The sequence below is a fragment of the Pseudomonas vancouverensis genome (assembly GCF_004348895.1).
GTDB lineage: Bacteria > Pseudomonadota > Gammaproteobacteria > Pseudomonadales > Pseudomonadaceae > Aquipseudomonas > Aquipseudomonas vancouverensis.
This window is the reverse complement of the sequence record NZ_RRZK01000005.1, coordinates 24,687-37,036: the sequence shown is the minus strand read 5'-3', so window position 1 is coordinate 37,036 and position 12,350 is coordinate 24,687. Positions and strand designations below refer to the sequence as shown.

Annotated in this window: 17 protein-coding genes; all 17 read left to right on the top strand. The window is 59.7% G+C overall.

Annotated features, from left to right (window positions below; genetic code table 11):
• Positions 1–121 precede the first annotated feature (121 nt).
• The 17 genes from EIY72_RS03915 (at position 122) to EIY72_RS03835 (ending at position 12,343) form a co-directional block, all read left to right on the top strand.
• Positions 122–361 (top strand): hypothetical protein, encoded by a 240-nt coding sequence (locus tag EIY72_RS03915; protein ID WP_093218155.1) that lies wholly within the window; start codon positions 122–124, stop codon positions 359–361.
• Between the two features lie 124 nt (positions 362–485).
• Complete coding sequence (locus EIY72_RS03910; RefSeq protein ID WP_093218157.1) at positions 486–809, top strand: peptidase M48, Ste24p; 324 nt, start codon at positions 486–488, stop codon at positions 807–809.
• Position 810: 1 nt separating this feature from the next.
• Positions 811–1,152: a hypothetical protein gene (locus EIY72_RS03905; RefSeq protein WP_093218159.1), complete on the top strand. Its 342-nt coding sequence runs from the start codon at positions 811–813 to the stop codon at positions 1,150–1,152.
• Between the two features lie 53 nt (positions 1,153–1,205).
• The gene (locus EIY72_RS03900) at positions 1,206–1,829 is read left to right on the top strand and encodes a putative metallopeptidase (protein ID WP_197678826.1); all 624 of its coding nucleotides are present in this window, start codon (positions 1,206–1,208) and stop codon (positions 1,827–1,829) included.
• A 31-nt stretch (positions 1,830–1,860) separates the two neighbouring features.
• Positions 1,861–2,337: a DUF2280 domain-containing protein gene (locus tag EIY72_RS03895; RefSeq protein WP_093218164.1), complete on the top strand. Its 477-nt coding sequence runs from the start codon at positions 1,861–1,863 to the stop codon at positions 2,335–2,337.
• Positions 2,337–3,887 (top strand): phage terminase large subunit, encoded by a 1,551-nt coding sequence (gene terL, locus EIY72_RS03890; RefSeq protein ID WP_093218167.1) that lies wholly within the window; start codon positions 2,337–2,339, stop codon positions 3,885–3,887. Before EIY72_RS03895 ends, terL begins: the two co-directional genes overlap by 1 nt.
• Positions 3,888–3,921: 34 nt before the next feature.
• Positions 3,922–5,280: a DUF1073 domain-containing protein gene (locus EIY72_RS03885; protein ID WP_231985540.1), complete on the top strand. Its 1,359-nt coding sequence runs from the start codon at positions 3,922–3,924 to the stop codon at positions 5,278–5,280.
• A gap of 3 nt (positions 5,281–5,283) precedes the next feature.
• Positions 5,284–6,099, top strand: coding sequence for a phage head morphogenesis protein (locus tag EIY72_RS03880; RefSeq protein ID WP_093218172.1), 816 nt, complete (start codon positions 5,284–5,286; stop codon positions 6,097–6,099).
• A 25-nt stretch (positions 6,100–6,124) separates the two neighbouring features.
• The gene (locus EIY72_RS03875; protein WP_093218175.1) at positions 6,125–7,282 is read left to right on the top strand and encodes a DUF2213 domain-containing protein; all 1,158 of its coding nucleotides are present in this window, start codon (positions 6,125–6,127) and stop codon (positions 7,280–7,282) included.
• A 2-nt stretch (positions 7,283–7,284) separates the two neighbouring features.
• On the top strand, positions 7,285–7,779 hold the full coding sequence (locus tag EIY72_RS03870; protein WP_132680107.1) for a structural cement protein Gp24: 495 nt from the start codon (positions 7,285–7,287) through the stop codon (positions 7,777–7,779).
• 5 nt (positions 7,780–7,784) lie between these two features.
• Positions 7,785–8,813 (top strand): DUF2184 domain-containing protein, encoded by a 1,029-nt coding sequence (locus EIY72_RS03865; protein ID WP_093218182.1) that lies wholly within the window; start codon positions 7,785–7,787, stop codon positions 8,811–8,813.
• Positions 8,814–8,824: 11 nt separating this feature from the next.
• Positions 8,825–9,211 carry a hypothetical protein gene (locus tag EIY72_RS03860; RefSeq protein WP_231985541.1) on the top strand — a complete coding sequence of 129 codons (387 nt, stop codon included), beginning with the start codon at positions 8,825–8,827 and terminating at the stop codon, positions 9,209–9,211.
• 42 nt (positions 9,212–9,253) lie between these two features.
• Positions 9,254–9,673, top strand: a complete 420-nt coding sequence (locus tag EIY72_RS03855) for a DUF4054 domain-containing protein (RefSeq protein ID WP_093218187.1) — start codon at positions 9,254–9,256, stop codon at positions 9,671–9,673.
• Positions 9,674–10,273: a hypothetical protein gene (locus EIY72_RS03850; RefSeq protein WP_093218190.1), complete on the top strand. Its 600-nt coding sequence runs from the start codon at positions 9,674–9,676 to the stop codon at positions 10,271–10,273.
• An 8-nt stretch (positions 10,274–10,281) separates the two neighbouring features.
• Positions 10,282–10,641 (top strand): hypothetical protein, encoded by a 360-nt coding sequence (locus EIY72_RS03845; RefSeq protein ID WP_093218193.1) that lies wholly within the window; start codon positions 10,282–10,284, stop codon positions 10,639–10,641.
• A complete protein-coding gene (locus EIY72_RS03840) occupies positions 10,638–11,183 on the top strand; it encodes a phage neck terminator protein (protein ID WP_093218196.1) in 546 nt (181 codons plus the stop codon). Before EIY72_RS03845 ends, EIY72_RS03840 begins: the two co-directional genes overlap by 4 nt.
• A 17-nt stretch (positions 11,184–11,200) precedes the next feature.
• Positions 11,201–12,343 carry a DUF3383 family protein gene (locus EIY72_RS03835; protein ID WP_093218199.1) on the top strand — a complete coding sequence of 381 codons (1,143 nt, stop codon included), beginning with the start codon at positions 11,201–11,203 and terminating at the stop codon, positions 12,341–12,343.
• Positions 12,344–12,350 lie beyond the last annotated feature (7 nt).

The window sequence follows — 12,350 nt, the reverse complement described above, 5'->3', positions numbered from 1 at the left end:
TTCCGTTTTCGGCTCCACCACACCCATTGCTCCGAGCTGGGAGTGCTGCTGGAGCTGATTCAATCCGCAGGCGAAAGACCGGAAAGACCCTCCTGCCTATTCGACATAAGAGGATCTACCGATGACTCACATCATTCGCTGCAAAATGACTCTGCGCTCCAAAGGCCTTGTTCAGGGCTCGTCGGAATCACTGACCCGTCTGCACTTCGGCGCAGTATGGTCAGCCAATCCGACCGAAGAAGACGCGATCTATGGCAAATACACCCCTTACGGCGAATACGTCGTGAACGTGGCTGCAGATCGCGCCGAGCATTTCGAAGAAGGTAAGGACTACTACTTCGACATCTCGCCAGCTTTCTGAATTCTGCGCTGCTCCGTGCTGCACTTGGCCGCCACCTGACGGCCCTTTTATTCGGGCTCCCTCGACAGAGATAGCCACGCTTTAACCGGGTCTCAATAGGCCCTCATATTCCTCGGAGACTCCAATGGCTGAACCAGCAAGCACTGCTGCCAGTGTTCTGGTGGCGAAATACGGCATTGTGATTGGCGCCTTCCTTGGAGCGATCCTTTCCCTCGGCTTCCTGAAGGACCTCACCCGAGGCCAGGCGGCCTTTGCCGTATTGACCGGGTTCTTCTTCTCGATCTTCCTCACGCTGCCTGTGAGCAGTTGGCTCGCCCCTAGGCTTGACCTCCCGCTGGATGACTACTTCCTCTGTGGAGTGTCATTCGTGCTTGGCCTGACGGCGATGAACATCATCCCGGCCATCAAGGCGGCAATGGGCGCCTTTGTAACGGCGCGAGGTGTTTGACATGAGCACTATTCTCACTGCAATCGATGCACTGCTCTGCGTCCTGGTGGTGCTGGCAGCACTGGAATACTTGCGTGCGGTCGACTTTATGAAGCATCCGGTGTTGGCCATCGCGTTCTACCTCGTAGCTATTGGTGCCTTCGGCCTGCTCGTCGAAATGATTCGGGGTAGCAGCGCTTCATTTTTCTCCGTGACCCTGCACTCGGGCGTCGTCCTGTACGCCTGGGCACGCCGCCAGTACATCTTCACTCAGGACTGGAGCTGGAAAGGGGAAGAGCGGCGCAACAGCTATGAGTCTGTTGGCCTTATCCAAAACTCAAAGGCGCCAGGTCGCAATCCCTAAGCCGCGACACGTTTCGCGAAACATAAAATTGTGTCGCAACACTGGAGGTGTTTGTGGATCGGCCCATGCCTCCAGCTTCACTGCTTAAATTGTCGGATCTATCGGACTTCGGCATCCGGCTCGCTCCTGCGCCTGAAGTGTGGGAGTGGCTGAGCGCCGAGATCCTCGCCGACACCGGCAAAATTCACAACGAAGACCATGCGCACCTGTTGGATGCAGACATCCAGATCATGTGGGCGTCATCTCATTTCGAGAAGCAAGGTCGTACGGTCCTCGGTCAAGCCGAGCAGGTCGCATTCCGTGCAGGTGGCTGGCAGAAGGCCCGGATGGAACAGCAGATGCGTGACTGGTTCGGCGGTGTGCCGGCTTTCATCATCACGCTGGCTGCCGACTACTGCGATCAGTGCAGCGACCTTGAGTTCTGTGCCCTGATCGAGCACGAGCTCTACCACATCGCCCAGGCGACGGATAAGTACGGCCAGCCAGCTTTCACCGAGGAAGGCATGCCCAAGCTCAAGATACGTGGACACGACGTGGAAGAGTTCGTCGGAGTGGTTCGCCGCTACGGTGCGAGTCATGACGTTCAAGCGTTGGTGGATGCAGCGAACAGTCCTGCCGAGGTGGGGAAATTGAACATTGCGAGGGCCTGCGGAACCTGCCTGCTGAAGCTGGCCTGATATCAGACAGGCATCGGACAGGTGAGAATCTATGGCAGTCCTCCAGCGTGAGGTGAAGGCTTTTATCGTTCAGGCCTTGGCGTGCTTCGACACACCTTCCCAGGTGGCTGAGGCAGTCCAGAAAGAATTCGGCTTGACGATCACTCGGCAGCAGGTCGAATCACACGACCCGACGAAGACATCAGGGAAGTGCCTGGCCAAGCGCTGGGTGACCCTGTTCCACGACACCCGCCAGCGATTCCGAGACGACACCGCAGACATACCGATTGCCAACCGGGCGTTCCGTCTGCGTGCCCTTGGCCGAATGGCTGAACGCGCTGAAAGCATCAAGAACCTTGCACTGGCCGCACAACTCATGGAGCAGGCAGCCAAAGAGACTGGCGGGGCATACACGAACAAGCAACAGGTGGATTTGAGTTCCGCTGATGGCTCGATGAGTCCCAAGGCGGCGCCAACCGGAGTAGATGCGGCCCTCGTTAAGGCCCTGGTAGACAAGCTGGTTGACTGATGGCTATCAAACCGATCGAGTGGGACACGCTTTCCGTTGACGAGCGTGCCGCCTTGATCGCAGCGGGCGAGCATAGCCCTCTGGCCTTCACCAGCCTCTGGTTCAACATCACCCAGGGCGACAGCTTCAGAACGAACTGGCACCACCACTACTTCGACTACGCCGCCCGTAAGATGCTTGCCGGCGAAGCGCAGAACATCGTCGTCAACATTCCACCAGGTGGCACCAAGACCGAGTTCTGGTCGGTGCACCTGCCGGTCTACACGATGGTCAAGCACCGCCGGGTGCGCATCCTCAACACCAGCTACTCCAAGAACCTGGTCGACGAGAACAGCGAGCGCAGTCGCGCCCTGGTCAAGTCCTCCGAGTTCCGCGAGTTCTACCCCTTCGACATCGAGAAGGACAAGGTAGACGACTGGACGCTGGCCAAGGATGGGAAGCGCGTACACCAACTGTTCAGCCGCTCGAGTGGCGGCCAGATCACGGGTGTCCGTGGCGGCTACATGGGCGACGGCTACACCGGCCACATCCAGGCGGATGACTGGGACAAGATCGACGACCTGTTCAGCGAGGCCAAGCGGCGCAAGTCTCACACGCGCTTGGTGAACACCCTGCGCAGCCGGAAGGCGCACAGCGGCACGCCATTCGTTGCGATCCAGCAGCGTGGACACGTCGATGACTCGACCGCGTTCCTGCTATCCGGCGGCATGGGCCTGAAGATCGATCTTCACATCAAGATCCCGGCCCTGGTCAATCAGGAGTACATCGATAGCCTGCCTGACGGCATCCGCGAGCGCTGCATCAAGTGCGTATGCGGATCGGAGCAGGTGGACGGCTACTGGTCGTACTGGCCGGCCAAGGAAAACGTTCACGACCTGATAGCGCTGCGCACGGCTCACCCGTACACGTTCAGCAGCCAGTACATGCAGAACCCCGACACGCTCGACGGCGGGATCTTCTCGGCTGAAGACTTCCAGTACTACGGCGACGTAGATGCCGGGGCCGATCTGCCTCTGCCGGAGAAGTTCGACTATCGCTTCATCACCGCAGACACCGCCCAGAAGACCAATACTTGGAACGATTGGACTGTGTTCGGGGAGTGGGGCGTGGCCGAGGGACGCATCTACCGACTGAGCATGAAGCGCGGACGTATGGATGCGAAGACCCTGCGCCGCGAGTTCGAGGCATTCGTCAAAGGTGCTTGGGCCAAGAACGGGAAAGCCAACGGCATCCTGCGTCGGGTCTACGTCGAGGACAAATCAAGCGGTACCGGCCTGATCCAGGAGATGGAGAAGCGGCTGCCGCTCAAGGTGACGCCTGTCCCTCGGGATCGCGACAAGCTGACCCGCGCACTCGACGTGCAGGGCTTCCATGCTGCCAAGCTGGTCTGCCTTCCATACGACGACAGCCAAAACTACGAGTTCGTGTGTGAGGTCGCATCCTTCACTGCCGACGACAGCCACAAGTACGACGACCAGACCGACGTGATGATCGACGCCTTGTCCGAGGTTTACATCAAAGGCAAGCGCTCAATCCGCGACCTCCTATAACCCAATCGGTGACCCCATGAGCAAGAAGGGCTTAGTGCCAGCAGACAAAAAGCTGGGCAAAGCCCTTGTTCGGGCTGCTCAGAAGTACGAGGCGCAGATCAAGTCGTCGAGTGACGGCCTGGTGAACGTCGTGTCGGGTCTCGGCACTCAGAAGGCAAAGCGCTCACACAACCAGTTCCAGTACGGATTCCTCAACGACTTCCAGCAGCTGGACGCGGCCTATCAGACGAGCTGGCTTGCTCGGGCGATCGTGGACTATCCAGCCGAGGACATGACCCGCGAGTGGCGCACCCTCAAGTGCGACGACGCGGATGTGATCCGGGCTGAAGAGGATCGCCTGAACCTGCCGGCCATGGTCAGCGAGGCAACCAGCTGGGCGCGCCTGTACGGTGGCGCTGGCATCCTCATGCTAACCAATCAGGACCTGACCAAGCCGCTCAAGCCGGAAAAGATCAAGAAGGGCGACCTGTACCGCCTGCTGGTGATCGACCGCTTCGACATGACGGCGATGGACCTGAACCAGACCAACATCCTGGCCGCGAACTATTTACAGCCGGAGTTCTACACCATTTCCGCAGGTGCACAGCAAATCCACTGGACGCACTTCGCCCGGTTCGCCGGTGCCAAGCTGCCACGTCGCCAGCGCGCACAGACGCAGGGGTGGGGCGACTCAGAGCTGCGCAAGTGCCTCGACGACGTCATGGACATCGTCGCCAGCAAGGACGGCATTGCCGAGCTGATGCAGGAGGCGAACGTCGACATCATCAAGCGTGTCGGACTCTCGGATGAGTTGGCCAGCGATCAGGACGAAGCCATCACGGCGCGCTACGCCCTGTTCAGCATGATGAAGTCCTCGATCAATTTGGCGCTTCTGGACGACGAAGAGACCTATGACCGCAAGACGCTTGACCTGTCCGGTGTGGCGCCGGTGCTCGACCTGCTGATGACGTGGATTGCTGGCGCTGCCGGCATCCCGGTGACTCGCCTGTTCGGCGAATCTGCGAAGGGCCTCGGCAACACCGGAGAGGGTGATGACACCAACTACCACAACCAGCTGTCCTCGAAGCGCTTGACCCAGATCGACCCAGGTCTTCGCCAACTCGACGAAGTTCTGGTGCGCTCGGCTACCGGGCAGTGGATCAACGACTTCAACTACGTCTGGAACCCGTTCAAGCAGCCCGACCTTGTCCAGATCGCCCAAGCCAACAAGGCCAAGGCCGAGACCGACATCCTGTACAAGGACGCCGCCATCGTCACCACCAGCCAGATTCAGCGCCGGCTGCAGGCCGAAGAGCTCTATCAGTTCGACGACGACAAGATCGCCGCCCTGGAAGAGGACGAAGACCTGACCATGTTCAACGACCCGCCAAACGATGGCGATAAGGACGAATGACGCATGGACATGATCGGCATCCAGTACAACGCCAAGCTGCAGCGGCTGGTGAAGCAGGTAAAAGCCGATATCTCGGCCGAGATCATGCCTCTGGTCCGCCAGCTTGCCCCGGAGTATACGCAGGACGCAGTGGTCACGACTGATGCCTGGTCTGACCTAATCCTGAGTGCGATGTCCCGACTGATGCAGAAGTGGCAGTCGGAATGGGTCAGTGCTGGCGCAAACCGGATAGCCGCCGAGTTCGTCCAGTCGTCGCTGAAGAAGTCCGAACGAGACCTGAAGAAGTCGGCCGGCATCGACGTGTACAGCGGCAACAGCGCATTGCAGGACTACCTGAAGGCATCGGCCCAGCAGAACGCCCAGCTGATCAAATCCATCCCCGCCAAGTACCTGGAAGAGGTGCAGACGCTGGTGATGGCGAACATGCGCTCAGGCATGCGCCCCGGCTACATCGAGAAGGCGTTGCAGGAGCAGTTCGGGGTGACGCAGCGCCGGGCCAAGATGATCGCCCGCGACCAGACGTCCAAGATCCAGGGTGAGCTGGCCGAGAAGCAGCAGAAAGGCGCCGGCTTTGAGTACTTCCAGTGGATCGACTCCGACGACCGCCGTGTGCGTCACCGGCACCACGAAATCGCCAACAAGGTCACCGCGTACGGTAAAGGGATCTACCGCTGGGACGACCTGCCGCTGAGTGACGACGGCAAGCCGATCAAACCCGGTTCCGACTATCAGTGCCGATGCATCGCGCGCCCAGTGAGCGCACGCGAGGTCAAGGCCAATCAAGACGCCGGACGCACAGCGCCTGGCGTACTTCGCTAAATCATCCAATCCGCGAGGCCGCAACATGAAGTGCACGGTTTTCGACCGGGCTGGGTATCGCATCACCCAGCGAGAGTACACCGACGAGGGTTTTCTCAAGGTTCCGGGTCGGGTTGCCCGCACCGGCATTCAGGAGTACCTGGCCCGCGAGCTTGGGCTCGATGGCGACCCTAACCGCATTGTGCGCGTGTACAGACCGCCCGAAGAGGTTTTTGCGCCCGATTCGTTGAGCACCTACGACGCCAGCGACATCACCAACGACCACCCGAAAGAACTGGTCACGGCGCTCACTTACAAGGGCGTTGCGGTTGGTGTGGTTCGAGGGCCTGGGCGCCAAGACGGGGATTTTGTTGCTGCCGACCTGATCGTCAAAGACCAGAAGACCATCACCGACATTAATGCCGGCAAGTGCGAGATCTCCGCCGGCTACACCGCAATTTACGACGAAGCACCAGGCGTCACCGAAGACGGCCAGGCGTACCACTACATCCAACGTGAAATTCGAATCAACCACGTTGCGATCGTTGATAGAGCAAGGGCGGGCGCCAATGCCCGCGTTTTTGACCACAACCCAGGAGGCAACACAATGCCTGTACTTATCACCACCGATAGCGGGCGCAGCGTTGATGTTGCTGATCCTGCGAACGCCCAAGTGGTCGCCGACTCGTTCGACCGACTGTTGAAGCGTGCAACCGATGCGGAATCCAAGGCTGATAAGGCCCAGGCTGCCGCTGACTCTGCCACTGAGAAACTCGGCGAGGCGGTCAAGGCTTCGAGCGACGAGGCCATCAAGGCTCGCGTCACCGCGATCTCCAGCACCCACGCACTGGCCCGCAAGGTCGCTGGCGACAGCTTCACCTGCGACAGCCTCGACGTGATCGAGATCAAGCGCGCCGCGCTGGCCGTGGCCCTGCCGAAGCGCGACTGGTCGGACAAGTCCGCCGGCTACGTTGAAGCCGCCTTCGACGCTGAGTCCGACAAGGACGAGGAAGAAGAGGAAGACGACGACAAAGGCGAAAAGAAACCGAAAGCGCCAACCGGTGACACCGCCGCACTGTTCGCCCAGTTCGTTCAGCTGGCCAAGGACGGTGCAACCACCCCCGCGACCACCGATGCCGCACCGACCCCGTACCAGGCGCACAAGAAAAGCTTGTCCGGCGCCCACAAACAGAAAGGAGCCTAACCATGCCAGTTCAAGGTGGTAACGCAATCAACCACGGCGTCGCGTACGCGGGCATGGTCGCTGATGGCGAAGTGTCCAACGGCGTCTCCAAGGTCAACAAAGGCACTGTCAACATCGCTTACGGCCTGGGCGTGGTGAGCGACGGTGACGACGGCGCCAAGCTGCCTGTAGCCGCTTCGACCGCCGCTCAGTTCATCGGCGTCGTGAAGCGCGAGCTGAACCGTGCCTACACCCAGGCTGATGTCTTCGGCGCAGTCGCCAAGCGCGACATGACCGTCGAGACCATGGCGTCTATCTGGGTGACTGCTCGCGTAGCCGTTGCCAAGGATGACCCTGTGTACCTGGTCGTCGGCGACGGCACCGGCACCAACCAGGGCCAGTTCTCCAACGTGGTCGGCGCTGCCGCCACCCTGGCAGTCCTGATCCCGAACGCCAAATGGGTCAGCACCGCCGGCGCCGGCGCACTGGTTAAAATTTCTCTGAAGGTCGGGGGCTAATCGACATGACTCAGCTTAAGAAAATCGTCGTAGCCATCGATGCCGCTATCGCGCACCAGATCGGCCGCGATGCGTACCAAGTGACCTTCAACGACGGTCTGCCGACTCTCGATGACGGCCTGGCGTTCTACATCAGCCAGTTGGCTAGCCTGGAATCTCGTATCTACGAGGCCAAGTATGCCGCTATCAACTACATGGAGCTGATCCCGGTCGACACCTCTCTTCCTGAGTGGGTCGATCAGTGGGACTACATCAGCTACGACGGCGTGACCATCGGCAAGTTCATCGGCGCCAGCGCTGACGACCTGCCCGATGTGACGGTCAACGCGAACAAGTCGGTTGTGCCGATCGGCTACGCGGGAAACAAGTACAGCTACAGCCTGGATGAACTGCGCAAGTCGCAACAGCTTCGTATCCCGCTGGACACCACCAAGGCACGACTGGCCTTCCGTGGCGCCCAGGAGCACACCCAGCGCGTGGCTTACTTCGGTGACGCCGCTCGCGGCATGACCGGCCTGTTCAACAACCCGAACCTGGCACTGTCGAACTCCACGCTGAACTGGTACGACCCAGCAACCACTGGTGACCAGATCGTCGCTGACCTGAATAAGATCCTGGTTGATGTCTACATCAATTCGGCCACCGTTCACGTCCCCGACACCATCATCTTGGATGCTGCCCGCTTCGCGTTCATCTCGAATAAGCGGATGGGCACCATCACCGACAAGACGATGCTGGAGTACTTCCGAACCAACAACCAGTTCACCGCTCTGACTGGTCGTCCGATCAACATCTTCAGCCGTCTGCAACTGTCCGCTGCCCAACTGGCCGCCGCCGGCGTGTCCAACGGTAACAAGGACCGTATCGTCGCTTACGAGCTGAACGACGAGAACCTGGGCATGCAGGTGCCGATCCCGTGGCGCTCCCTGGCTCCGCAGATGTTGAACCTTAAGGTCAACGTGCCGTGCGAATACAAGATCAGCGGCGTTGAATTCCGCTATCCGTTCTCTGGCGCATACCGCGACCAGTTCTAACCAGACGATCCATGGCCGCCTCTGCTATGCCCGGGGCGGCGGCCAATGATTCCGGGCGAGGATTCGACATGTTCCTGAAGAACGAAGCAGCACGACTGATCACCATCAACCACCTGGCGGATGGCGTTGAAACCAGCTACCCGATCCTGCCAGGTGAAAACCCGTCGGTCGAAGTGCCGGACGCAGTGGCCAAAATCGATTTCGTGAAGGCTCTGTTGAATAGCGGTGATCTGCGCCGCGTTGGCGCTGATGAGCTTGAAAGCGAAGATGATGATGAAGGCGACGACGACATCGAGGCGCTGCGCGAACAGGCAGGCCGAGCCGGCGTAAAGGTCAACAAGACCTGGGGCAAGGCTCGCCTGCTGGAAGAGATCGCCAAGGCCTCCAAGACCGAGTAATACCCGGGCGCCTGGCGCCCACCCATTCAAACCGGAGAGCCCATGTTAATCACCCCCGAGATGATTGCGGCTTTTCGCAGCAATCCCGTGCTGAAGGCGTTCGCAGATCCCGCGAAGTGGCCAGACGAGTACATCGTCGAGGCCCTTTGTGAGGCTGGCACCGAAACCGGCTCAAGCCGCTGGGGTGCTCTCGAACTGACCTGCGACAACTTCAAGTGGCGCGGCATGCAGTACTTCGCCGCTCACTGGCTGGCTACCAACTTTTCCACCCTCGGCTCAACGGCACCGCCAGGCTCCGATGCGCGTCTCAACGTGGCCCAGAAGTCGGTCGGTGATGAATCGATTGCCTACCGCGTTCCGCAAATGATGGACGCTGGCACCGACTGGCTGACCTACACCAACTACGGCCAGCAGTTCTACAGGCTCAAGAAGCGCGCCGGGATGGGTGCCAAGGCGGTTTAGATGATTACTCTCGACATCCAGGGCTTTCAGGAACTGCAGGACGAGCTGGCGAAAGAGCTGGACGCGCTGAAGTCGAACAAGGTTGTCACCGTCGGCATCCATGAGGAAGCCGGCGACGTTGAGTCGGGCGACCTGACCATGGCCAGCCTTGGCGCGATCAACGAGTTCGGCGCCGACATAAAACACCCAGGCGGAACGTCCTACGGCTACGCCAGCAAGGCTGCTGCCGACCGCGATGAGGTTCGCTTCCTAAAGACCGGCAAGGGCTACATGGAACTGGGCATTACCCAAGCGCACACGATCAACATCCCGGCCAGGCCATGGCTTGAACCGGGGGTTGCGAGCGCAACGCCTGAGGTACTGCTGACCATCCAGGATGGCATGGAGGCCGGTCATTCGATGGATCAGATCCTTGAAGCGGTCGGCGTGGTAGCTGCGGGCAAAGTGAAGGTCTACATGACCGAACTGAAGACCCCACCCAACGCGGCCGCGACCATCCGTAAGAAAGGCAGCTCAAACCCGCTGATTGATACCGGCGCCATGCGCCAGTCGGTCACGCACAAAGTGTCTATTGGCCCGGCCGAGGAGGGATTAGATTGAGCCTTTCAATGGAAGGCCACATTGATGACGTATTCGTCAGTGTTGCCGCAAGCCGCACTGTGGATATCGGTGGTGGCTGGGTAGATGGCATATGGACTCCTGGAGTGCCTGACACCAAGCCCTACGTCGTCAACATACAGGCCGCCAGTGACCGCGAAGTCGATTTCATCCGCCAGGGCGGCGAGCGGATCACCGACTTGCGCCGGATCTACATCAACCAGGGCGACATGCAGCTGATCGACCAGACCGGCACCTGGACGTTCCTGGGCCAGCAGTGGAAGGTCGTCAAGTGCGACAACAGGTATTGGCGGAACTACTGCAAGGTTCTCGTTATGAGGATTGACGATCAGTCGGGCGGCCCAGCATGACCAACGAAGAGCTGTTCAAGAAGCTGCGACCGATTGTGATGCTGGCTACCGGCGTGCCCGAGTGCTTGCTGGCCGATCAGGTCGGTCCTGGCAGCATGCCTGCGCCAAAGGGTGCCTACGCCACGATCACGCCCAGGCAGTCCGTCAGCGAGCGCGGCCAGGCCAATATCGTTTCGCGCAACGTGCCTGGCGAATTGGTGGAGGTGGATGTGCGAGCGCAGATCATGTGCTCGGCCAGCGTCAACTTCTACCGCGGCGAGGCCCTGATGTACGCCGAGCGCCTAAAGCAGGCCAACAAGCGGCCCGACGTGAGCATGATGCTGTTCAAGTCCAAGATCGGCTGGAACAGCACGGACGCCGTCAACAACCTCACCAGTCTACAGTCGGCCAACTTCGAGCAGCGGGCGCAGATCACCATCCGCCTGATGTACGAAACCAGCAGCCTGCCGGTTGTGAACAACATCCAGAGTGTCGAAGTGGCGCTTGAGAACGAAAAGGCACGGGTCCTTGAGACCTTCACCGTCGAAATTGACCCCGCATAACCATTGGAGCTCTCGAGATGAGTTATCCCGCCTCAGAAATTATTCGCATCAACGCAAGAATCAGCCCTGCCGGACTGGGCACTGCGAACTTCGCCAGCGCCATGCTGTTCGCGCCAGAAACCGAATTACCGGAAGGATTTGATCCTGATACATACCGGACCTATTCAACGCTGGTAGCGCTGTCTACTGACTTCGCAGACACAACCGAGACCTACAAGGCGGCTCAGCGCTGGCTTGGCGGCACACCGGCAACGCGCCAGATTCAGGTTTGGGGAACAGCAACAGCAGACGCAACCCGCGCCGCCACACTGAACAAAGCCCGCAACATGCTCTGGTGGTATTGGACCATGTGGACAGCAGATGTTCTTGCCGTGAAACTGGACGTTCTCGCGATCGCAAGCTGGTGTGATGAAAACACTAGCATGTTTATCGACAACCAGACCGGCGCTAATGTGGCTGAAATTCGCGACCCTGCCGAAGACGAAGATATCGCCAGCGGCCTAACGGCGCTAGGGTTCCGCCACGCTTACACCGCCGCACACGCCACCGACGCCTATTCCGGCTCGGCCCTGGCCAAGCACTTTGCAGCGGTGAACTACAGCGCCGATCGCTCGACCATCACTGGTGAGTTCAAGAAGTCGCCCGGTGTGCTCGCTGAATCTTTGACCGGTACCGCTTATGCGGCTATGCAGAGCGATACGAAGAAGGCCGTCTTCTACACCATAGTGGACAACCAAGGATCTACTGATTCTGGCCGGTGGCTGAACACGCTCACGCACAGCTTTTACGGCGAGTTCATCGACGATGTGGTGAACCTTGATGCGTGCATCAACTTCCTGACCACGTCGCTCTACGGCGCAGTCGCCAACCAGACCACCAAGCTTGCTCAGACCCCCGTCGGCCAAGCGGTACTGATCGGCGCTGCGCGGGCGACCATGCAGCAGTTCATCAGCAACGGCTACCTGGGTCCGCGGAACTACATCGACCCGGACGATGGATTGGAAAAATACACCGCCGGCTTCGAGATCCTGACCAAGCCTGAGGACATCCTCGACCTTTCGGACGCTGACCGTGACGCTCGCAAGTCCGCACCTCTGCGAATCCGACTGTTCCGCGCTGGCGCCATCCATGTGGTTGACGTTGATCTCGACGTTTATTGATAGGTGA

What these genes read in the sequence shown, in the direction of transcription:
- EIY72_RS03865 (WP_093218182.1), top strand. Translation starts at nt 7,785, where the DNA reads ATGACTCAGCTTAAGAAAATCGTCGTAGCCATCGATGCCGCTATCGCG.
- EIY72_RS03905 (WP_093218159.1), top strand. Translation starts at nt 811, where the DNA reads ATGAGCACTATTCTCACTGCAATCGATGCACTGCTCTGCGTCCTGGTG.
- EIY72_RS03835 (WP_093218199.1), top strand. Translation starts at nt 11,201, where the DNA reads ATGAGTTATCCCGCCTCAGAAATTATTCGCATCAACGCAAGAATCAGC.
- EIY72_RS03915 (WP_093218155.1), top strand. Translation starts at nt 122, where the DNA reads ATGACTCACATCATTCGCTGCAAAATGACTCTGCGCTCCAAAGGCCTT.
- EIY72_RS03855 (WP_093218187.1), top strand. Translation starts at nt 9,254, where the DNA reads ATGTTAATCACCCCCGAGATGATTGCGGCTTTTCGCAGCAATCCCGTG.
- EIY72_RS03860 (WP_231985541.1), top strand. Translation starts at nt 8,825, where the DNA reads ATGGCCGCCTCTGCTATGCCCGGGGCGGCGGCCAATGATTCCGGGCGA.
- EIY72_RS03850 (WP_093218190.1), top strand. Translation starts at nt 9,674, where the DNA reads ATGATTACTCTCGACATCCAGGGCTTTCAGGAACTGCAGGACGAGCTG.
- EIY72_RS03895 (WP_093218164.1), top strand. Translation starts at nt 1,861, where the DNA reads ATGGCAGTCCTCCAGCGTGAGGTGAAGGCTTTTATCGTTCAGGCCTTG.
- EIY72_RS03845 (WP_093218193.1), top strand. Translation starts at nt 10,282, where the DNA reads ATGGAAGGCCACATTGATGACGTATTCGTCAGTGTTGCCGCAAGCCGC.
- EIY72_RS03875 (WP_093218175.1), top strand. Translation starts at nt 6,125, where the DNA reads ATGAAGTGCACGGTTTTCGACCGGGCTGGGTATCGCATCACCCAGCGA.
- EIY72_RS03910 (WP_093218157.1), top strand. Translation starts at nt 486, where the DNA reads ATGGCTGAACCAGCAAGCACTGCTGCCAGTGTTCTGGTGGCGAAATAC.
- terL (WP_093218167.1), top strand. Translation starts at nt 2,337, where the DNA reads ATGGCTATCAAACCGATCGAGTGGGACACGCTTTCCGTTGACGAGCGT.
- EIY72_RS03840 (WP_093218196.1), top strand. Translation starts at nt 10,638, where the DNA reads ATGACCAACGAAGAGCTGTTCAAGAAGCTGCGACCGATTGTGATGCTG.
- EIY72_RS03880 (WP_093218172.1), top strand. Translation starts at nt 5,284, where the DNA reads ATGGACATGATCGGCATCCAGTACAACGCCAAGCTGCAGCGGCTGGTG.
- EIY72_RS03870 (WP_132680107.1), top strand. Translation starts at nt 7,285, where the DNA reads ATGCCAGTTCAAGGTGGTAACGCAATCAACCACGGCGTCGCGTACGCG.